Source organism: Gemmatimonas sp. (assembly GCF_046594945.1).
Taxonomy (GTDB): Bacteria; Gemmatimonadota; Gemmatimonadetes; order Gemmatimonadales; family Gemmatimonadaceae; genus Gemmatimonas.
In genome coordinates, this window is record NZ_JBKJRB010000098.1 from 83,097 (window position 1) to 102,761 (window position 19,665).

16 protein-coding genes and 1 pseudogene are annotated in these 19,665 nt (G+C 64.8%); 14 read left to right on the forward strand and 3 right to left on the reverse strand.

What is annotated here, in order from left to right; translation table 11 throughout:
• Window positions 1-20: 20 nt before the first annotated feature.
• The 6 genes from ACLL97_RS12055 to ACLL97_RS12080 all read left to right on the forward strand — a co-directional run bounded on the left by ACLL97_RS12055 (window position 21) and on the right by ACLL97_RS12080 (window position 5,778).
• The gene (locus tag ACLL97_RS12055; protein WP_411280740.1) at window positions 21-761 is read left to right on the forward strand and encodes an ABC transporter ATP-binding protein; all 741 of its coding nucleotides are present in this window, start codon (window positions 21-23) and stop codon (window positions 759-761) included.
• Complete coding sequence (locus ACLL97_RS12060) at window positions 758-2,506, forward strand: putative ABC exporter domain-containing protein (protein WP_411280721.1); 1,749 nt, start codon at window positions 758-760, stop codon at window positions 2,504-2,506. Before ACLL97_RS12055 ends, ACLL97_RS12060 begins: the two co-directional genes overlap by 4 nt.
• A 101-nt stretch (window positions 2,507-2,607) precedes the next feature.
• The gene (locus ACLL97_RS12065; protein ID WP_411280722.1) at window positions 2,608-3,351 is read left to right on the forward strand and encodes a hypothetical protein; all 744 of its coding nucleotides are present in this window, start codon (window positions 2,608-2,610) and stop codon (window positions 3,349-3,351) included.
• Window positions 3,352-3,703: 352 nt separating this feature from the next.
• Window positions 3,704-4,192 carry a GlcG/HbpS family heme-binding protein gene (locus ACLL97_RS12070; RefSeq protein ID WP_411280723.1) on the forward strand — a complete coding sequence of 163 codons (489 nt, stop codon included), beginning with the start codon at window positions 3,704-3,706 and terminating at the stop codon, window positions 4,190-4,192.
• Between the two features lie 63 nt (window positions 4,193-4,255).
• The gene (locus ACLL97_RS12075; RefSeq protein ID WP_411280724.1) at window positions 4,256-4,699 is read left to right on the forward strand and encodes a PAS domain S-box protein; all 444 of its coding nucleotides are present in this window, start codon (window positions 4,256-4,258) and stop codon (window positions 4,697-4,699) included.
• Window positions 4,615-5,778, forward strand: coding sequence for an ATP-binding protein (locus ACLL97_RS12080; RefSeq protein WP_411280725.1), 1,164 nt, complete (start codon window positions 4,615-4,617; stop codon window positions 5,776-5,778). The genes ACLL97_RS12075 and ACLL97_RS12080 overlap by 85 nt, the downstream gene beginning before the upstream one ends.
• A 101-nt stretch (window positions 5,779-5,879) precedes the next feature.
• Here ACLL97_RS12080 and ACLL97_RS12085 read toward each other — a convergent pair whose 3' ends face one another.
• The 3 genes from ACLL97_RS12085 to ACLL97_RS12095 all read right to left on the reverse strand — a co-directional run bounded on the left by ACLL97_RS12085 (window position 5,880) and on the right by ACLL97_RS12095 (window position 7,862).
• Window positions 5,880-6,074: a DUF1289 domain-containing protein gene (locus ACLL97_RS12085; RefSeq protein WP_411280726.1), complete on the reverse strand. Its 195-nt coding sequence runs from the start codon at window positions 6,072-6,074 to the stop codon at window positions 5,880-5,882.
• Complete coding sequence (locus tag ACLL97_RS12090; protein WP_411280727.1) at window positions 6,071-6,625, reverse strand: FKBP-type peptidyl-prolyl cis-trans isomerase; 555 nt, start codon at window positions 6,623-6,625, stop codon at window positions 6,071-6,073. Before ACLL97_RS12090 ends, ACLL97_RS12085 begins: the two co-directional genes overlap by 4 nt.
• 445 nt (window positions 6,626-7,070) lie before the next feature.
• Window positions 7,071-7,862 carry an alpha/beta hydrolase family protein gene (locus ACLL97_RS12095; RefSeq protein WP_411280728.1) on the reverse strand — a complete coding sequence of 264 codons (792 nt, stop codon included), beginning with the start codon at window positions 7,860-7,862 and terminating at the stop codon, window positions 7,071-7,073.
• 192 nt (window positions 7,863-8,054) lie between these two features.
• Here ACLL97_RS12095 and ACLL97_RS12100 point away from each other — a divergent pair, with 192 nt between their 5' ends.
• The 8 genes and pseudogenes from ACLL97_RS12100 to ACLL97_RS12135 form a co-directional block, all read left to right on the forward strand.
• Window positions 8,055-8,693 (forward strand): DUF1003 domain-containing protein, encoded by a 639-nt coding sequence (locus tag ACLL97_RS12100; RefSeq protein WP_411280729.1) that lies wholly within the window; start codon window positions 8,055-8,057, stop codon window positions 8,691-8,693.
• A complete protein-coding gene (locus ACLL97_RS12105; RefSeq protein WP_411280730.1) occupies window positions 8,690-9,094 on the forward strand; it encodes a hypothetical protein in 405 nt (134 codons plus the stop codon). Before ACLL97_RS12100 ends, ACLL97_RS12105 begins: the two co-directional genes overlap by 4 nt.
• A gap of 172 nt (window positions 9,095-9,266) precedes the next feature.
• Window positions 9,267-12,638 (forward strand): glycosyltransferase, encoded by a 3,372-nt coding sequence (locus ACLL97_RS12110; protein ID WP_411280731.1) that lies wholly within the window; start codon window positions 9,267-9,269, stop codon window positions 12,636-12,638.
• Window positions 12,635-15,265 (forward strand): bifunctional lysylphosphatidylglycerol flippase/synthetase MprF, encoded by a 2,631-nt coding sequence (gene mprF / locus ACLL97_RS12115; protein WP_411280732.1) that lies wholly within the window; start codon window positions 12,635-12,637, stop codon window positions 15,263-15,265. The genes ACLL97_RS12110 and mprF overlap by 4 nt, the downstream gene beginning before the upstream one ends.
• The gene (locus ACLL97_RS12120; protein ID WP_411280733.1) at window positions 15,262-16,002 is read left to right on the forward strand and encodes an AcvB/VirJ family lysyl-phosphatidylglycerol hydrolase; all 741 of its coding nucleotides are present in this window, start codon (window positions 15,262-15,264) and stop codon (window positions 16,000-16,002) included. The genes mprF and ACLL97_RS12120 overlap by 4 nt, the downstream gene beginning before the upstream one ends.
• Window positions 16,003-16,297: 295 nt before the next feature.
• Entirely contained in the window at window positions 16,298-16,846 is a 549-nt protein-coding gene (locus ACLL97_RS12125) for an RNA polymerase sigma factor (RefSeq protein ID WP_411280734.1), read from the forward strand.
• Window positions 16,843-19,032: a TlpA disulfide reductase family protein gene (locus tag ACLL97_RS12130; protein ID WP_411280735.1), complete on the forward strand. Its 2,190-nt coding sequence runs from the start codon at window positions 16,843-16,845 to the stop codon at window positions 19,030-19,032. Before ACLL97_RS12125 ends, ACLL97_RS12130 begins: the two co-directional genes overlap by 4 nt.
• 155 nt (window positions 19,033-19,187) lie before the next feature.
• Window positions 19,188-19,580, forward strand: a pseudogene (locus ACLL97_RS12135) (AcvB/VirJ family lysyl-phosphatidylglycerol hydrolase); the annotation flags it as partial.
• Window positions 19,581-19,665 lie beyond the last annotated feature (85 nt).

A 19,665-nucleotide genomic window follows, 5' to 3' on the forward strand; every position in this document is an offset into this window, starting at 1 on the left:
TCCGTGCTCCGTACTCCTTACTGTTTTGCGTGATTGACGTCATCGAATACACCAAGCTGTACGGCGACACCGTGGCCGTGCAGTCCCTGTCGTTTCGCGTGGCCCCGGGCGATGTGCTCGGTCTGGTCGGTCCCAATGGAGCCGGCAAGACCACCACATTGCGCGCCCTCGCCGGCATCCTGCAGCCCACGTCGGGGAGCATTCGCATTGCCGACATCGATCTCCACGCCGATCCGGTGGCCGCCAAGTCGCGGCTCGCGTTCATCCCCGATGAACCGCAACTATTCGACTATCTCACGGTCACTGAGCATCTGCAGTTCGTGGCGCGTCTGTATGGCGTGCCTGACGCGGCGCCACGCATTCCGGTGTTACTCGAAGAGCTCGAGCTCACCGCCAAAAAAGATGCGCTGCCCACCGAGCTCTCCCGTGGCATGAAACAGAAGCTGGCGATCGCGTGCGGTCTGCTGCATCGACCGACGGCGTTGCTGCTCGACGAACCGCTCACCGGACTCGATCCGGTTGGCATCCGTCGCATGAAGGAAACGATCGCGGCGCGCGCCCGCGAAGGCGCCGCCGTCATTCTCAGCTCCCACCTGCTGCATCTCGTCGAAGAACTGTGCACGCGCATCCTCGTGATTCGTCGCGGTCAGGCCGTGGCCCTCGGCACGCTGGCGGAGATCGTCGAGTCCCGCCCTGAACTGGCCGGGCGTTCGCTCGAGGAGATGTTCATCGCGCTGACCGGCGACGATACGGTCTCGTGAGCGTGCCTCCACTGTCGGCTCCCGTGCCGGCCATGCTCTTTCTGTATCAGCGCACCCTGGTAAATCGGCTGCGCCGACAGGCGGCCCGCGCCAAAAGCCCGCGCTACCTCGCGGCCGTGGTCATGGGCATGCTCTACATCTGGTGGGCGCTATTCCGAAATTCACAGTTCGGCGGCGGACCGCTCGCGTCGATCGTAAAAACCGACGTGGCCGTCCCGATCGCCAGTGCCCTCATGCTGCTCTCGGCCGCACGGTGGTGGGTGTTCGGCGGCGAACGCAGTGCGCTGGCGTTCACACCGGCCGAAGTGCAGTTCCTGTTTCCGGCCCCCGTGAGTCGACGGCAACTCGTACATGCGAAGCTGGTGCGCATGCAGCTCGCGATCTTGCTCAATACGCTGATCTTCACCGTGCTGCTTCGCGGCGGCGGCGGCACCGTAGAAGGGTGGCAGCGCGGTCTCTCGCTCTGGATGCTCTTCTCCACCCTTGCGTTGCATCGACTGGGCGCCTCGATCGTCCACGCGAACGCCATGGAGCACGTCGGCAAGGCCCGTCGCCGGCTCATCCTGCCGCTCATCGTGTTCGGCGTCGTGCTGGTGGCCGTGATCTCCGGCGTCGTTACCGCGTGGCCGCTGCTGCGTGTCGCGAGTCTGTCGGGCTTCAAGGCGGTATTACTCGCGATCACCGACGCACTCCGCACTCCGATGCCGTCGGCCGCCCTCTGGCCCGTGCGCGCGGTCCTCGAACCGGTCTTCCTCGGCAGCGGCGCGAAGTGGCTCGTGGCCATGCCGTGGGCCGCCGCGATGCTCACACTGCACTACATCTGGGTCGTACGTCTCGACAAAGCGTTCGAAGAAGCCGCGCTCGAGGCCACCCAGCATCGCGCCGAGCGACTGCAGCGATTCCGCACGTCGCAAATGGGCAACTCACGTTCGCGGAAGGGAAAGCTGGCCAAAGTGCCGTCGCTCGCGCTCACGGGTCGCCCGGAAATGGCCATCGCGTGGAAAAACGTGGTGGCCGCCCTCCGCGGTGGCGCGTGGCGCACGCAACTCCTCACGTTTACGATCGGTCTCGCCGTGTTGGCCGCCGTCACGCGCTCCGCCTCCGATCGCGCCGGCGATGTGTTCCTGGGTGTCACCTTCGGGTGGGGCGCGATGTTGCTGTTCATCGGGCCTCTCTGGATGCGCTTCGACCTGCGTCTCGACCTCCCGCGTCTAGCGATGCTGAAAACGATGCCGCTGCCCGGGTGGCGCATCGTAGCGGCCGAGATTGCCGCCGTGACCGCACTGCATTCCATCACCGTGTGGTCGCTGATGGTCGTACCGTTGGTGATGTTCCTGCAGGAGCCCGCATTACTGGCCGACAGCGGCGCTACCATTCCGATCATTGTGTCGGTGGTGGTGGGCGTACCGATCTTCAACGCGCTCATGTTTACAATCCAGAACGGCACCGCGCTGCTCTTTCCAGCGTGGGTGCGCTTAGGCACCGAAGCGCGCGGCTTCGAAACCATGGGGCAGAACCTGCTCACCACTGGGGCCACGACGCTCGTGGCCGCCGTTGCCTTGGTATTTCCGGTGGGACTGGGTGGACTGATCCTGTGGTTCACCAACGACTGGGGCGGCTGGTCGGTGCTGGTCGCCACCATGCTGGCCTGTGTGGTGGTGGTGGCCGAGCTCTGGCCGATCCTGTTCTGGCTTGGCGGCGTATTTGAGAAGATCGATGTGAGCGAGGTCGCCGCCTCCACCTGATCGTCGCCTGACTGCGCCCTTCCCGTGGGGTGGTTTGGTGCCTAACCTGCCATGCCGGGGTATGTCCCCGTTGCAGGATTCACGAACCGTGTCCATGAGCCATGCCGGCTGACGAATTCAAAGTGCCCGACGACGAAACGCCGGACGAAACGCCCGATCACGACACGCCTGCGTCCCCCGACGACAACGACGGGGATGACGACGGCGATGACGGCGATGACGGCGATGACGACGATTACGGCGTCACCGACAGCATCAACCCGAATGAGGTCGATGGCGAGGCGAAGCCAGCCGTTTTCGTGACCACGCGCGAACCGATCGCGCTGGTGGTGTCGCGTCTGGACGATCCGCGCGCGCCGGAGTCGTCCGCGCTCGCCGCCTACATCGACGGCCGCATGGTGGCGCGCAGCGCGATGCCGCCAGAAGCGATCGAACGTCTCGTGGATCTCAAGCTTTTCGAGGAGCCCGTCCCCCTCGGCCTGTTCGCCTACGAAGAGGCCCCGGGTCTGCAGTGCCGCCTGTTTGCCCTCGTGCCGCGCGCCTCGCTCGAAGCCGACGCGCACGCGTCGGAACCGTGGAAGGCGAGCGTGCCGAGCTACGAGGCCATGCGCGACACCGACGACGACATGGACGACGACACGGACGACGATGATGAGGACGGCGACAGCGAGTCACCGTTCGAAACCATTCTCCTCGGCCACATCGTGCGCTTCGCCAAGGACCGCAAGTATCCGGACAACCTGGCCGAAGAAGCGGTCGACATCCTGCAGCGCATCATCCATGGCGCCGAACCGCTGGAAGACGCCGACCGGAAAGCCATCGACGATTTGCTGGGATCGCTCTGAAGAGTGCGTTCGGGGTGCTCTTGGGATGCGAAGAACAGCGGGGAGAAATAGCAGATGACCCACGGTCTGATCGAATCGACGGTGGGTCATTGTGTATTCAAAAACAACGAACGGGCTGTTTGCGGTTCTTCGCCTGCTGTCGCGTTCTCCGCGAGCGTCGCGCGAACCAGCCGGTACGGTATCGCAGTCATCACACGCCGCTGTCGGTGCCGACCATGACCACGCCAAGCACCAGCCACTACAGAGAGCTCATCCATACATTCATGCTGGCGCCGCGGCGCGAAAACGGCTACATGTTGCCTTGAGTGTTACGGTGCGCCCCGCCGCCCACCCACCATCAGCTCCCCCCAGTATGCACATCGCTCGCCTGCTGTCCGCAGCCGTTGCCGTCGTTGTCCTGACGATCACCACACCGCGCGTATCGTTGGCGCAGCTGGCCGACGCCAAGCAGCTCACCGCCGAGGCGGTGAAAAGCCTCCTCGCCAGCGCCGAAGCCACCGCCAAGCAGAACAAGTGGAACGTGTCGATCGCCGTAACCGACGCTGGCGGAGACCTTCTGGGCTTCCTCAAGCTCGACAATGCCAGCGTCGGCTCCGCACAGATTGCGCAGGGCAAGGCGCGCACCGCGGCGCGCTTCGGGCGGCCCACCAAAGTGTACGCCGACCGGATTCTCAGCGACACGCTGACGTTTCTTTCTGTCGACGGGCTCGTTGCACTGCAGGGGGGCCTTCCCATCCTCGTGGGCGGCAAAGTGATCGGCGCCGTCGGGGTAAGTGGAGCCACCAGCGCGCAGGATGAACAAGTGGCCGCGACCGCGATCGCCGCCGTCATCAAGATGTGATCCCGTCGTGATCACCGTCGGTTCTCAGTAGCGGCCCCCCTGCACAGTCTGACGGCCGCCGGGATGGACACGCCCGATCTTCCGCACGCGTTGGCGGCACTCCGCGACAGCAATGCGCGCTATCGCGTGCTGGCCGACACCATGCTGCACGGGGTCGTGCATCAGTCGGCCGACGGACGCATCATCGCCATGAACCCGGCCGCCGAACGCATTCTTGGGAAGTCGCGCGCCGAAATGCTGGGCAGCACATCGGAACAGGCCGAGCACCACACGGTGCGGGAAGATGGGTCCGTCTTCCCGGCAATGGAACATCCCGTGATGGTCGCGCTCACCTCCGGCGTTACCGTGCGCAACGTGGTCATGGGCGTCTACAATCCACGGGAACGCCAGCGTCGGTGGATTCCATCGACGCGGTGCCGCTCATGCACAGCAGCTTCCCGATGCCAGTGGAAGCCTATGCGGTGTTCGAGGACATCACCGCGCAACGCGCCACGGCCGAAGCGCTGACACGCCGCGAAGCGCATTTTCGCTCGCTCGTGGAACACATGCCCGACCTGCATCTGCGGGCGAACCTGAGCACCGGGTATGACGAGTACGTCAGTCCGTCGTGTCAGCGAGTGTTGGGTTTCGCTCCCGAGGAACTCATGCGGATGGACGTCGGCCATTTCGAGATGATGGTGCATGAAGACGACCGGCCGTCGCTGGCGGCCGCGTTCAAGACGCTCGAGCGCGAGGGCCGCGCCGACTCGGAGTTCCGCTCCTTCTCGGCGTCGGGAGACCGGCGCTGGTTCTGGGCGATCATGACGCTCGTACGCAACGACGCCGGCGTTCCGCAGTACCGGGACACCCTCATGCGCGACATCACCGATCGAAAGCAGGCCGAACTCGGGTTGCGCGAGGCGGACGCGCAGAAGAATCGCTTCATCGCCACCCTCGCGCATGAACTGCGCAATCCGCTGGCACCGCTCGGCAACGTCGTGGCGTTGTTGGAGGATCCCATTTCCACGGCACAACTCGCCTGGTGTCGTGACATTATCGACCGTCAGGTCACGCAGATGGGGCGACTGCTCGACGACCTGCTCGACCTGTCACGCATCACACACGGGAAGATCACCCTGCAACGCGAAGCGGTGACACTCGCCGCGATGCTCGAGCGCGGCGTCGAGATGGCGCGGCCGGCTATCGAAGCGCGCAGCCATCAGCTCGTGGTCGAAGCGCCGAGTGATCGGATGCACGTGCATGGCGACATCGAGCGACTGGCACAGATGTGCTGCAACCTGCTCACCAACGCGGCCAAGTTCACCGATACCGGCGGCGCCATTTCCCTGCGCATTGTGCGCGACGGACTACACGCCGTGATCGAAGTCGAAGACAACGGTATCAGTATGGCCGAGGCCGATCTCGAGCGCGTGTTCGGCATGTTCACGCAGGTCGAGAGCGTGCGCTTCCGCTCAGACGACGGCCTCGGCATCGGACTGGCGCTCGTAAAAGGCATCGTGGAACTGCACGGCGGTCAGGTGGAGGCGCGGAGCCCCGGGCTCGAACACGGCAGCACCTTTGTCGTTCGGTTGCCGCTCGCGATGTAGCGTGAGGTCGTTCCAATGGAGTTGATGGCTCCCGCGCGATGCCCGCGCGATGCCCGCGCGATGCCCGCGCGATGCCCGCGCGATGCCCGCGCGATGCCCATTCAACGGTTCTCGTCGTGGCCACGAAACCCGATACGCTCGTTCACCTCGCGCCGTTCGTGGTCTGACATGTACGACCACCGTCCGATCTCCGCGAGCGTGCGCCGACAACCGCGACACTCCCCGCGCAGGTCGATCACGCAGACTTTGATGCACGGCGAGGTGGCCGGAAACGTTGGAGTGGACGAATCGTTCATTCCCGAAATGTAGGCGCCTGCACCGGCTGCACCGCACTCCACGTCGGACACGATGGCGCCTGTCCAGCCGGTCGCGGCGACCCATCGGCACGCGGAATCGTATCGGCGACGTGCATCAACTCCACGTCGAAAATCAACGTGGCCTTTCCCGGGATCGCCGGCGGCCGTCCCTTCTCTCCGTACGCCAACTGCCACGGAATGACGAGCCGGCGCGAACCGCCCACGTTCATCCCCTGAAAACCCAAATCCCATCCCGCAATCACGCGTCGGAATCCCTGCGGAAAGCTGATCGGATCCTTCGCCCGGCCGGCGTTGGTGGTGTCACGTGACGAGTCGAATTTCTTACCGTCCGTTGTCCACCCCGTGTAATGCGCGTACACACAGCGCCCCGCAGTGAGCGCCGTTCCCGCTCCCACGGCGAGATCAATCGCGGAGAGCGAGAACAGCGGCACCGCCTTCCCCTCCACCGGCGGAATCGGCACCGCAAATCGAGGTGCCCCAGCGCACCCCGTTACCCCGACCACGATCGCGGCCCACAGAAGTCGTCTCATACCGAGAACTCTAAAACCCTGAAGACAGAAAATCTGATATCTGAACCGCCTGACCTCTGAGCGTCTGACCCGCTATTCACGGCCCACGGCCATCATCCGGGTTCCAGCACGCGCCGCTAAGCGCGCTCGCGTACTTCATACTTCGTAGTACCGTTGCGGTCGATACATCGGCAGCATGCCCTCCTGACCGCCGAAAGGCTCCAGCCACCGCTCTCGACCAAGTTCGGCATCAAGACGCATGAGCCGACGTACGGCTCAGGACGGCATGATGGCCGCGCGCACAGCTGCCCGTGTCGATAACAATGTCACGGAACGCATCAGCAGCTTCGCCGGCTCACCATCGGCGACGTCGACCAGATACACCTGGTCTACTACGTCAGACAACGCCTCGAACGCCGTCTGAATCGCATCAGGACAAGGGCTGGCGCGGCGAGCCCATCACACGCTATCGACGTGGTACGATTCCCCGTTTGGGGTCGATGAATCGTGCCGTGCGCAGCAGCGCATCGGTCGCGGCGGAGTCGCTGAGCGTGTGGCGCTCGCCAGGATAGACCACCAACTGAACCCGTCGACCATTCGCCGTCAACAACGCAGCAAGATGCTTCGCGTCGGACAGCGGGACGACATCGTCCGCGTCACCATGGAAAAGGAGCATCGGAGGCACGCGCGCGAGACTATCCTCCAGAAATGGTTCGAGTCCCGCCCCGAAGAGCGCGATGCGGTAGATGCGAGGGTCACCGACTGCTGCGCCGACCGCCACCCACGAACCCAGCGACTGCCCGACCAACGAGATGCGATTCGACTGGACGTCGGTGCGCCGTCGTACCCACGTGACGGCGTCCTTCACTTCGCGTACCCAGTGGTAGTAGAAGTCACGTTCTGCCTGATCATCCGCGCGAAAATGGCCCGTCCCGTCGAAGTAGTGCACGACGAGGGCTTCGACGCCGAGCTGCGCCAACGTGCGTGCATAGCGGTTCGTGGTGCTCGGGGCGATGGCATGAATCCCGCCGGAGCCATGCAGGATGATGGCGACCGCGTGTCGACCGGCGGACTTCGGACGGTACACATCGACGCGAATCTCCTCGCCACCGCTCCGAAACGACGTCTCGACTTCCTCGACATCGCTTGTGCGTACGCCCACCGGCGGTGACAAGGGCGGCGTGAGGCATCCCACCATGACCATCAGCGCCAGCAACGACAGCTGCATGGCACCGTGACGCGCACCGAATCGGATCATGCGGGAAGTCTAGTCGCGATCCCCTCGGCCGTGCTACACCGCCGTTTTGTCTGGTTCGGTGTACACCGGTATGTTGCCTCTTACTTGGGAGCCAATCAGGTCTTTTCGACGACGGGAGAGTACCACCATGAGTGTACCGAATCCGTCCGCGTGGCACAGACACGCTCGCTACGTCTGCCCGGACCAACAATCATGACCGGCGCTCCGTTTAAGGAATCGCGTGCGGCCGAACGCAGCGACGAGACGCCGACCACCGTTGACGCCCTGGCGAAACGGATGCTTCGGCGGCATTGGGACACGCTTTCGCCGCAAGAGCGCACCGTGATTGACGGCGTCCTGTCGCGCATCGCCGGATCGGAAATTATTTCGCACGACACGGACGCTGAGTTCCGCGAGACGCGGAACTTCGGCGAACGCATGGCAGATCGCATCGCCACCTTTGGCGGATCGTGGACGTTCATTTTGTTGTTCCTCAGTTTTCTGCTCACGTGGGCGGTGCTGAACACCGAAGTCCTTGGTCCTCGACAGGCCGCCTTCGATCCGTATCCCTACATCTTTCTCAATTTGCTGCTCTCCATGATCGCGGCACTCCAAGCGCCACTGATCATGATGTCGCAGAATCGCGCCGCGCAGCGCGACCGCGTAGAGGCCAAAAATGACTACGGAGTCAACCTCAAGGCAGAACTCGAGATCCGTCAACTGCATGACAAGCTCGACGTCCTGCGTGAGTCACAGTGGGCGGAGATGATCCTGATGCAACAGCAGCAGATACGGATGCTGGACGATCTTGTTCGGCATCCTGGGAGACCCGCTCGCACCGAGAGTCAATGATGCCCAGCGCACTGTCGGCACGGCCGAACCCGGAAGCCGAGGGGCCCGCTGACCGTCCGCCTTCGGCGACGACCGATTCATCCTTCGTGCGCTCCGCCGAGCAGGTGACGCTTAGCGCCAGCATCCTGTCCGTGTCGGCGGCGCTCGTTGGTGTTTGCCTGACCGTGATTGGATTGATTCGGGTCATCGAGAACCTGCAAACCGTGCGCACGATCGAAGACAACCTGCTGGCGATCGATTCCCTCGTCTTCCTCGGCGCGGCAACGCTCGCATATGGCGCGATGCGATCAAGAACAGCGGTGGCGTATCGTCGGTTCGAGAGGGCCGCCGATGCCCTCTTTCTCGTGGGCCTGACGTGCATGTCCGTGGTCTGTGTCGTCATCGCCTACGAGCTTTCCTGACCACGACAGGCGATACCCCTCCGGAGGAACGGCACCGAGCGGTGGCGGCTGTTCATGCTGCAGTAAGGCGGCGCAACGTTGACTTAACCGCAATATGACTCAGCATATCTTCGCGGACCCGACCGGTCGACGGTGGCGACGCGTCCGGCGCGCGGCCTTGGGCGTTGGCATCATGAGCACCGTCTCGGCGCTGGCGCTCTTGGCGTACGTGCTCGTGCCCCCCGCCCTTCCCGCAACGTCCGGGTTACGCGTGGATCGCGCCTTGACGGCGTTGCCGATATGGCGAGGAACGAAAGGCCTGCGGGAGCGAGAGCAGGCCCGACGGAAGCTCTTGGCGTCGCTGGAGCATCGGCCATCGGTGCCGTCGATTCGCGCCGCCAGTTTGCCGGTGCAGTCGGTGGCGGGCTCGCGACGCCCACCCCTCGAGCGCGGTGAGCTTGCGGCGTTCTACGTGAATTGGGACGACAACGCGTTCGCTGCCCTGTCCGCCCACGCCAGCGCCATCGATCTGCTGGTGTGCGAATGGGCATTCGTGACGGCGGGCGGCGACTCACTGCGCATCACAGTCGATCGGCGTGTGCCGTTCCTGCTCTCGCGCATGCCACCGCACGAGCGTCCGCGCGTGTTGGCCATGATCAGCAACATCGATTCCTCCACGCAGCGATTCGACCCCAAACGACTCGAGGCGCTCGTCTCGCGACCGACGGCTCGGGCGCAGGCCATCGCGCAACTACGCCGGCTTGTGAGTACGTGGGGATTGGGCGGCGTGTCGGTGGATTTCGAAGAAATCCCGGCGGCGCTACATCCCGCCGTGCTGACCTTTCTTCGCGACCTCCGCGCCGCGCTCGATTCGATCCCCAGGGCGCCCGGCGCGCCGCGACCGATGCTCACGCAGGCGGTGGGCACCGACCTCGCGCCCAGTGTCCTCCAACAGTACGCCGCCGTGAACGATCGCCTCTTCCTCATGCTCTATGACGAGCACTATGGGCATGGCGATCCAGGACCGGTGGCGAGTCAGGCGTGGTACGAGCAGGAAGCGGCGCGGTTGCTGCAAGTGGTGCCGGTCGACAAGGCCCTCCTCGCGATAGGCGCGTATGGCTACGACTGGAACGACGCTGGCCCGGTTTCGTCGGGAGACGCGATGACCTTTCAGGACATCATGCGCGTGGCGAAAACTCATCGAGCCCCGATTCATTTCGACAGCGTCTCGCTCAATCCGTACCTCACGTGGACAGATGCGGACTCCACCGACCACGTAGCCTGGTACCTCGACGGCGTGACCGCGTGGAATGAGCTGTCCGCCGGTCGTCGACTCGGCGTCCGCGGACATGCGCTATGGCGCCTCGGCGCCGAGGACCCGTCATTGTGGGAAGTGCTTGGTGAACGCACGTCGGTCGCGGGGCTGAGCCGGATCCCGCCGGGATATGATGTGCAGTTCGACGGTAGCGGCGAGCTACTGCGTGTGCAGAGTAAGCCAACCAACGGGCAGCGAACCACCCGCCTCGACACGTCACGCGGCGTTATCGTTGCGCAGCAGGTGACGTCGTATCCATCGCCGTGGGTGGTGCAGCGCTTTGGTGCCCATCCACACAAGGTCGCGCTGACGTTTGATGACGGGCCCGACCCCGATTGGACGCCCGCCATCCTCGACACGCTCGCCTCACGTGGCGTACACGCAACGTTCTTCATGATCGGGTCGCAAGTGGAACGCCACCTGCGACTGGCGAGGCGCGTGATGGACCACGGCCACGAAGTCGGCAGCCACACCTTCACGCACCCCAACCTGGCGATGCTCCCGGATCGGCTGGTGGGACTCGAGCTCGACGTCAATCAGCGGATGCTGCAGGTGGCGCTCGACCGTCGGATCGTATTCTTCCGCGCACCGTACTTCGGCGATGCCGAACCCACGACGGCCGATGAACTGCTACCGGCGTCCATCGCATCTGATCGTGGCTATGTGATCGCCGGACTGCACGTTGATTCGCGCGACTGGGAACGGCCGGGCGCGTCGAACATCGTTCGCAACGTCCTCCAATCGCGACCGCGCGGCAACGTCGTGCTGCTGCACGATGGCGGGGGCGAGCGCTCGCAGACGATCGCGGCGCTCGGCCCGCTCATCGACTCGCTTCAGGCGCACGGTGATACACTGGTCACGCTCTCTGGGCTGTCAAATGGTGCGATCGAAGGCATGGTCCCGCTGGCGCACGGAGACGAGGCCGCCCGCACCTTGGAATTCGCGGGCATCGCCGCGATCGGCAGTGTGGAGTGGGTGCTCACGTGGCTGTTCCTCATCGCCGTTACGTTGGGCGTGGGGCGGGTGCTGGCCGTCGGCTCACTGGCGCTGGTCCACCGGTGGCGAGAACGCCGCGTCGCACGGGTATTCGCCTCCGCCACTGCGCGCCGCGGCGGCGTGCCGTTCGCCCCGCCCGTCACGATCATCGTCCCCGCCTTTCGCGAATCACAAGTCATCGCGCGCACCGTCGAGAGCCTCCTCAAGCAGCGCTACGCGGGCATACTCGAAGTCATCGTGGTTGATGACGGGTCTCCCGATGACACGTACGACGTGGCCAAGACTGCCTTCGCGCATGATCCACGGGTGCGGGTCTTCACCAAGACCAATGGCGGCAAGGCCAGCGCACTCAACGTCGGACTGCAATACGCGCAATCCGATATCGTGGTCGGGCTCGATGCGGACACACTCTTCGAGCCGGATACGGTGGCGCAGCTGGTGCAACCGCTCGCCGAACCGACCGTCGCCGCGGTCGCCGGTAATGCCAAGGTCGGCAACCGGATCAATCTCCTCACGCGATGGCAGGCAATCGAGTACATCACGAGCCAGAATCTCGACCGACGCGCGTTCGCACTCCTCAACGGCATCACCGTCGTCCCGGGTGCCGTCGGTGCGTGGCGACGCGCGGCGGTACGTGAGGCAGGCGGCTTCTCAGATGACACGCTGGCTGAAGATCAGGATTTGACCTTGGCCCTGCTACGGCGCGGATACCATGTCGCCTACGCGCCCCTCGCGATCGCCTGGACCGAAGCGCCAGATACCGTTCATGGCCTGCTCAAACAGCGTTTTCGCTGGAGCTTCGGCACGCTGCAGTGCATGTGGAAGCATCGCGACGCGCTGCTGCGGCCACGCTACGGATCGCTGGGTATGATCGCGTTGCCGAACACATGGATTTTCCAGTTGCTCGTCGGTGCGATCGCACCCCTGGCCGACCTGATGTTCGTCTGGAGCCTCGTGTCCGTGTGGCTGATCGAGCTGCAACACGGTGCGACCTACGCGGTCGCCCCGCTGGAGCAGGTGCTCACGTTGTATGCGGTGTTTCTGCTGCTCGATTGGGCGGCGGCCGTGATCGCGATCCTCGTGGAGCCGGACGAAGACTGGCGCCTCACGCTCCTGGTATTCCTGCAGCGCTTCGCCTATCGGCAGTTCATGTATTGGGTGGTGCTCAAGGCATTCGCGGCAGCAGCGCGCGGTGGGCTGGTCGGCTGGGGCAAACTGGAACGCAAGGCCACGGTGCAGGTGCCCGTCAGATGAGCGCTCCCGCATTGTCACCCGTCGATCGCGCGCAACCCGCCGCTCCATCAACGCTGCGCGGAAACACGACCTGGCGACGTTGGCTCGTCCCGGTGCTGACGCTGGCGATCCTGATGATCGCGACGATGGCCGTGCGCGACGTCCTGCGCACGACCAACTATGACTCCGTCATGCGCGCCGTCAACGCAGTGCCGCGCCGCGCGGTGCTCAGCGCCGTTGCCCTGACCATCGCGTGCTACCTCGTGTTGCCGATGTACGACCTGCTCGGATTACGCTACGCGCGCACGCCAATTCCTCTCCTCCGTTCGATGCAGGCCTCGTTCTTCGCCTACGCGTTCAGCCAAACCCTTGGCTTTGCGGCCATCACCGGCGGCGCCGTCCGGCTGCGTTTCTGGACGGCGGCGGGACTGACGACCAGTGATGTGGCGCGCGCCGCCTCTTTCTCGGGGATCGGCTTCTGGCTCGGGATGCTCACAACGTGCGGACTCGCGCTGACGTTCGAGACGCTGCCGACGGCAGTACTCGGGTACGCGCCGAGCGCGGTACTGCGTGCCGTCGGCGTGCTACTGCTCGCTATCGTCGCGTGCTACGTACTCGTCGCCAGCGTGCGTCGTCGCCCCATTGCGGTCGCGGGGATGTTGTTCTCACCGCCCGGACCCATCCTGACCGGATTGCAACTCGTGGTGGCAGCGGCCGACTGGACACTCGCCAGCGCGGTGCTGTGGGCGCTGCTCCCCTCGACGCCGGGACTCAGCTTTGTGGCATTCCTTGGGGCCTTTGCGTTGGCACAGGCAGTCGGGCTGGTGAGCCACGTACCGGGCGGGCTTGGGGTGTTCGACGCGTTAATGGTGCTGCTGCTCACACCGCATGGCGGCGCGCCGCAGGCGCTGGCATCGCTCGTCGCCTATCGCGCCATCTACTATCTGCTGCCGTTCATACTCGCCGCGTCGTCACTGTCCGTGCTGGTCATCCGGCAGCGCCGGGAGCGCATTACCCACGCGGCGCGTGCGACCGTGCGCATAGCCAGTCGGTGGGGACCGACGGTGCTCCCGACGGCGCTCAGCGGCGCGACGTTCGTGGCCGGACTCATTCTCCTGCTCTCTGGCGCGCTCCCGGCCGAGAACGCCCGCATTGCGGCGATCGATGGGGTGCTGCCGCTGGGAGTCATTGAGGTCTCGCACCTCACCGGCAGTCTGCTGGGCGCGGCGCTACTGGTGCTGGCGTGGGCGCTCCGTCGTCGGCTGGATGCGGCGTGGGTCCTGGGCGTCGTCGCGCTGAGCGTCGGCATTGTGGTGTCGCTGCTCAAGGGGCTCGATGTCGAGGAGGCCGTTGTCCTGTCCACCGTTCTTGCGGTCCTGATCCCCAGTCGCTCGGCGTTCCATCGGCGCGCGGCGTTGCTGGCCGAGCCACTCGAGCCGGAGTGGATCATCGCCATCGTCGCGGCCATTGGCGCCAGCATCGCCTTTGGCATGTTTGCCTATCGTCACGTCGACTACGACAACGATCTGTGGTGGCGATTTACCCGACATGGCGATGCACCGCGCTTCCTGCGCGCGACCACGGCGGTGCTCGGCAGCACGGTGCTCCTCGCCTTCTGGCGACTGATGCGACATGCGCCGGGTGAGCCGGCGCTGCCCGATACGATCACCCTCGCGCGAGCCGCAACGGTGGTAGCGCACGCCAGTGATACCCGCTCAAACCTCGCGCTGCTTGGTGACAAGGCGCTGTTGATGGATGACGCCGATCGTGCAATGCTCATGTATGGCATTGAAGGACGCAGCTGGATCGCGCTTGGCGATCCGATCGGCGAGCCGGCCGCCGCGGAAGAACTCGCGTGGCGCTTCCGCGAGCTTGCCGATCGCCACGGTGGCTGGACGGTGTTTTACGAAGTTGGCACCGAGCGACTGCCACTGTACATCGATCTCGGTCTCTCGCTACTCAAGCTGGGCGAAGAGGCGATCGTCCCGCTGGCCGACTTTGGGCTGGACGGTAGCGCACGGAAGGGCCTGCGTCGCGTGGTGAAGGATGCCGAGAAAAAGCGCGTGACGTTCGAGATGGTCCCCGTTGAGCAGGTCGGCGCGATTATGCCCGACCTGCAGCGCATTTCGGATGCGTGGCTTGCGGAGAAGTTGGTTCGCGAGAAGGGGTTCTCGCTGGGGCGTTTCGACCCCGCGTATCTTCAGCATCACCCGATGGCGGTCGTGCGACACGAGGGCGAGTTGGTCGCCTTCGCGAACGTGTGGTGCGGTGCGGAGCACTCGGAACTCAGCGTCGACCTGATGCGGTGGACGCCAAGTGCGCCCGGCGGCATGATGGACTTCCTGTTCGTGCAGCTCATGTTGTGGGGCAAAGCAGAGGGCTATGGCCACTTCAACCTCGGCATGGCACCCCTGTCCGGGCTTGATCCGCGCGCGCTGGCGCCGCTCTGGAATCGCGCGGGCTCGCTGGTGTTCAGGTTCGGCGAACACTTTTACAACTTCCGCGGTCTACGCCAGTACAAGGACAAGTTCGATCCCATCTGGGAACCGCGCTATCTCGCGTCACCCGGCGGTCTCGTACTCCCTCGCATTTTGACCAACGTGGCCGCGCTGATCTCGGGTGGTCTGGGAGGCATATTCCATAAGTGACCGCAATCGCTCCTATGCGCAAATACATGTCGGGACTTCTTGCCGTGCTGGTTGCCGCCACGGCCGCCACGCCCGCGCGCGCACAGCCCACCACGGCGGCCGTGAATGTCTCCGACTTGCCCCTCACTTGGAACGACCCGCAAGGCGCGCGCGTGCGGGTGACCGCGGTTATTCTCACGGGCGATGGAGGCTGGGCGGAACTTGTAAAGTCGGTGGCCGTCGGGCTCACCAGCAAGGGTATCGGTGTGGTCGGGTTCAACTCGCGCGCCTGGCTGTCTTCAGCCAAGTCACCCGACGCCACGGCGGCCGCCGTGGTGCGCGTGATCAACGCCGCCCGCCAGCGATGGCCGAGCGATCGGATTGTGCTGGTAGGCTATTCCCGTGGTGCCGACATCTTGCCGTTCGTGGCAACGCGCCTTCCGGCTGGCGAGAAGGCGCAGTTGGCTGGACTGGCGTTCTTTGGTCTCGCCCCAACCGCGAGTTTCGAGTTTCACCTGATGGACCTTATACGCGATACAAACCGTCCCAGCGACCTTCTCATCGCACCTGAGCTCGAAAAGCTGCGTGGCGTCCGCATGGTGTGCGTATATGGCACCGACGAGCCAGCATCCGGTTGTCGGGACGCACCCGCGACACTTATCACGAAAGATGGACGCCGCGGTGGTCATCACTTCGACCAGAATACCGACGCCCTGGTCGCGCACGTACTGGCATTACTGACTCGACCAGAACGCTAGCGCCACCCGGTCGATGCCGCCGACGTCAGGCGTCACGTAATCCCCAACAGTCAGAAACGCTGACCGATGTCCGTCTGACTTCTGACCAGTGACCATTGCCGTAAAACCCACCACCCGCAGCCCATGGCCCATGGCCCATGGCCACACGCCCACAGCCTATCGTTCGCTCACAAGCCTCCCCCACCGACTCCCCTACTCCCTACTCCCTACTCGCTACTCCCTACTCCCTACTCCCTAATCGCCCCCCTGTAACGTTCCACCCTCCGCCGGCATTGATTGGGAAATCCTTCCCATCATGACCGCTCCTACCGCACCTCGCCGAGTGACCGACCAACCGACACACCTGATCGATCAGGTGCGCGCCGGTGATCCGCACGCGCTCGGCCAACTCTACGACGAGTTCGCGCCGCGCCTACTGCGCGTGGCCCGGCAACTGCTTGGTCCCCGCCAAGATGCCGAAGACGCAGTGCACGACATGTTCGTCGGGCTGCCCGAAGCACTACGGCGCTACGACGAACGCGGCACACTACGCGGGTGGCTGACCACCCGCACCGTCCGTGTCGCCCTCATACGACTTCGCAGCGCAAAACGTCGTCGCGAAGACGCGCTCGCCGACAGCGATCACGTCGCGCAACACGCATCGGCCGACAGCGGCTTCGGCCTAGCTGACCTCGAGCGCGCCATCGCGACGCTACCCGACACGCTGCGCACCGTATTCGTGCGGCGACAGTTCGAAGGCGTTTCCCATCCCGAGATCGCCGCCCTGCTCGGTATTTCCGAAGGCAATTCGCGCGTACGACACACCCGCGCGCTCGAACATCTCCGCGCCAGGATCACCCGATGACCACGCCCACTGCCTTGCACGCTGCGCATCCGTCCATGGCCACCTGGCAGGACTATCTCAGTACGCCAATTGTCGCACGTGACCGCACGCTCGCCAATCATCGGCAGCGCTGCATCGAGTGCGAGCGCACCGTGCGCTATCTCAGTAGCTTGCAAGCGCTCGTGGCGCAGCATCCCACGGGCTCCGCGCCACAGGAATTGCGCGAACGCATACTGGCCTCGCGCGCCGCTGGCGTGCGTGTGCTCGTGCCTGAGCAGGTGGAAGCATTCGATGACGAGCGTATCGACCACGAGAGCTTCGACGACCATATATCCAGTGCATCACCCGTCGCGCAGCATGCGGCGCAGCCGCTGTGGCGTACTCGTTGGCGCGTTCCGACCACCATCGCCGCCGGAATCGCCGCCTGGACGGCAATCGCGTTCGTGCGCGGCACGCCGGTGGTCGAGGCCGGCATGATCTCCGGCACCATGACGCTATCGACCGTGTTGCCCAAGGCCGGCGAGGCGGTCACGGTGCGCTACAACGCCGGTGCGCTGCTTGGACGTCCGCCGGTGCTGCGACTCCGCGCGCGCATTCGGACCGTGCACGGCGAGAACTACAACGCCACCGTCCCCGTGATCGAGATTGCCACGCTGCAGCGCACGACGGGCAACGAATACACCGGGCGCTTCACGCTCCCCGACTCCGTGGTGTTTGCCGCGCTGGCGGTCGAAGATACCGCCGCCATCGCCGTGGATGATCTTGGCGGCCGCGCCTGGGAGGTCATGCGCGCCGGACCGAACGGGCAACCCCTGCTTTCCGCACTCGACCAGCGGAACAACGATCTCATGGGACGTGGCTGGGAAGAAGGACTTTCCACCACGCGTCGCATGATGCGGCTGTATCCAGATTCACTCACGGCGTGGAGTTGGCTGCAGAGCTTCGAATCGTGGATGTCACTCGACACCGACAGCACGCGCGCCGAGCATCGCCGCGCAGTAGTCATGTTCCACGCCCGGCATCGCGCCTTGCGCGACATCTCTCCGGCCATCATTGGTCAAACGTTCTGGTATACACGCCGCAGCGACAGTACCGCCAACAGCTACTGGCGCGAACGTCTGCTGCGCGAAGCGCCGACCCAGTCGTTCGCGGCGCAAGAGCGGATGAACGACATCTTTTCGCAACAGTTCACCCTGCGCCGCGACACCATTTCCGCACTCGTCGCGCTCGAGACGCTGTGGCCCGACGTGCCGGCCGATCGTGCCACCCAAATTGCCTCGGCCGCGCTCACGTTGTTGCCGCCGCCGAGTGCCAATGCGGCCGACCTGCTGCGCTGGTCGAATCGTTTACTCGCTGCCGACTCATCATCAGGCGCCGCGCGCTTCCTCGCCGTGCGGCTGCTCGCGTCGCCCACCTGGCGCAACGAAGGCAAGCGTCGACTGCGCACCGAAATCGCACGGCTCGAGCGCGGTCGCACGCAGTTGCGTCTGCTCGGTGAGTCGCACGCCGAACAGGAGGCGCGACTGGCCGGCTCGCAGCGGCTGGCGTTGGCGCAGCTCGGACGTGCCCTCGCCGACGACGGCGCGCCTCGGGCAGCGCTCGACACGCTGGCCCGCGCCACCGCCGCCGGATGGGATGTCAGCGTGTTCAGTGCGGTGCGCGAAACCAGCTTGCGCGTGGGCGATAGCGCCACCGCCCGCATCATGTCGGCGCGCATTGCCGTCGATCCGGGCACGCGCGCAGCACGCCGCGACTCCATGCAGGCGTTCGGGGCATCGCAGATTGGTGCCGAGGCGTTTGCGCAGCTCGTGCGCAACGCGCAACGTGATCTCTCCACGCGTGTCATGGCCGGCGCCAAGCGACGCGTGCTGCCCGACATCACCCTGCGCGGCCTCGACGGCGCCAGCGCGTCACTCCGATCGCTGTTGGCGCCAGCCGTCACCGTGGTCGTGTTCTGGTCGGCCGACTGCGGCCCCGCCGTAGATGCGCTCGCCGAGATTCAAACTGCCACCAAGACACTCGCCGCGCGTGGCATCCGCACCATCACCATTTCCGAACAGTCGCAGCCTACGCTGGCAATGCGCGACCTGCTGCGCGCGAAGGGGTTCACACTGCCCGTGTATCTCGACGCCGGAGGCAGTGCCGGCAACGCGTTCAACAACTGGGCACGCCGTCGATGTATCTGCTCGACGCTAAGGGCAACGTGATGTTCAGTTCGACATCGGATATGGCGAGTGTGGTGTTGCGGGCGGAAGCGATGGCGTTCGGGGTGAAATAGGCGCGCGACGAGCCCTCGGACTTTACTGGTGTAGAAGGAGACACCATTATCCCGTGCGCGTAATCACAACCCGCCCAACGGCAATGGTTGACCGATCGGATCGTGCTGGTTGGCCATGCTCGAGGCGCCGACACCGTGCCGTTCGTGACCACTCGTCGACCAACTACCCTCGAGCAGCAGTTGGTGAGACTCGCGTTGTTCGGACTCGCCCTCACCACGAGTTTCGAGTTTCACTTTGTAGAATTGGTCCGCGACGTAAGCCGATCAAGCGACCTCCCCAACGGACCCGAGCGCGAGAAGCTGCGCCGCGTCCGCACGGGGTGCGTGTACGGCAACGACGAGCCATCGTTCGGCTGCCGAGATACCCCCGAGACGTTGATCACCGAAGACGGACTCAGCCGCCGTCATCACTTCGACCAGCACCCCGAGGCCCTGGTCGCGCACGCACCCGAATTGCCAGCTCGGCCAAAACGCTGACCCTAGCACTTCTGGCCACTGACCACTTCCATCTGACCGTCCGCCGTATAACCCACCGCCCACCTCCCACCGCCCACCTCCCACC